General features: G+C 53.5%; 2 protein-coding genes. Both read right to left on the reverse strand.

Annotated elements, in window-relative coordinates; translation table 11 throughout:
- Positions 1 to 429: HD domain-containing protein (locus tag AC1DH9_RS28740; RefSeq protein WP_477809289.1), on the reverse strand; the 429-nt coding region annotated here is incomplete at its 3' end.
- A 24-nt stretch (positions 430 to 453) separates the two neighbouring features.
- Entirely contained in the window at positions 454 to 1,569 is a 1,116-nt protein-coding gene (locus AC1DH9_RS28745; protein WP_477809290.1) for a TauD/TfdA family dioxygenase, read from the reverse strand.
- Positions 1,570 to 1,656: the final 87 nt, after the last annotated feature.

Genomic DNA, 1,656 nt, shown 5'->3' on the forward strand with positions numbered 1-1,656 from the left:
CTCGTAGTACGGGTGATCCTTGTACAGATCCCGCTCATTACGATCACCGCCGAAGAAGTGCACGTAGTAGTAGTTCTGGAAGAGGCCGTGATAATTGATGACCCAGGTCACCTCTGGACGAACATATGGGCGAAGGATGGATGCTGCATACTGGGAGTGGTTGTAGGGGGCGATCTCGTCACCCAGGTCATGGATCAGCGCTGCAACCACCATTTCCTCGTCTGCACCAGCGTCCTCAGCCCTACACGCGGTCTGAAGCGAGTGAGCTAGCCTGCTCACCTTGTAACCGCTCAGAGAGTGCTCAAGATCCCGCAAGCATTTGAGAATGCGGTCGGGCAGCTCCTTTGCGAAATCAGTTTCCAGCTGGGTCAGCATTTCATATTCGGCTTTGGTGCCGTCTTTCATTTGGGTAAAGGCTACGGTTTCCATCATCAGTCCTCAGGCTTTCGAATCTTATTGAGCTTTCAAGCTTCTTTTCATGGCTTTGTAGATGCCTTTGGGGCCGTCCATATCCATGTAGCAACCTTGCAGATGGCGGCGACCTTCATTGGTATCAAAGCTCGTCCGTCCATGGAGGACACGGGTGTTGTTGAACATTTGCAACTCGCCCTTCTCCAGCTTGAAACGTCGCTCGAATGCCGGATCCACAAAGAGCTCCCCCATGCGACGACGTGCACRGTGGAATATGGCCATGTCGTGTTCATTCAGCAGCGGTAGATAGTCGAGGCGCGGGCTATAGCTGACACCTGTCATTCGGCCTAGCGCGTCAGTCATGATGATCGGCCGGCGTTCAATCAACTCCACGTCGTTGTCGACGTGGCGGTAACGTACCGGCACGTTGGCCAGCAGTTCGAAGCCTTCAGGATCTTCCAGCTTGAGCTGCTCTGCGACCGCGAGACTGTCTACGAGTGTAGAGAGGCCTCCCGATGTTTCGTTGATCAGGCAGTGCAAGAGCTGGATGCCAGGCATCGGGTCGCGATAGGGGTTATCGGTATGAGGATCGAGGTGAATCGAGCGATAGGCCAGGTCATTGGAGTTAGGCCGGGAGTAGACCTCGAAGTACTTGCCGAAATTAGTTTCGCGCACCTGGCCGAAGATTTTGCCTACATCCAGAACTGACTCTGCTTCGGTGGGCACGTACTGGATAACGACAACCCCGTAGGTCAAAAACTTGCTGAACGCCTCCAGTCGATAATCGAAGTCGGTCAGTCGGTTGAAGTCGATGTAGATGAGTTGGGTGTCAATGTTGCTCTTCCAACTGATGGGCGTTGGCAGGCCATCCAACGGATCGAAGTCGGCACGAAACTCCGTGAGGTCATACAGCCCCGCATAACCATCACTGAATGACAGCCATGCCTGATCTACGCCTTTGGCCTCTGCTTCTACCAGAGTGATGCCGTCAGGAAGGTTATGCGGGTTAAACAGTCTTTGCTGAGTAGTGACATCAAGACTGACAGCGTCCTGGCAGCGCTCCCGCAACCACAGAGGCGCTAGCACAATGGTTTCCCCTGGCAACTGTGCGATCACGGATGCCGGTTGTTGCTTGATTTCAAAAGTGACCTGTACCATGAGAACCTCCAAATAGGTGGTCTCAGTATCCTTACGTGCTCAGGGGATAAACACCCGCAATCCCCTTATTAGAGGTATGCATAAACG

Source organism: Pseudomonas sp. 05T35 (assembly GCF_056396605.1).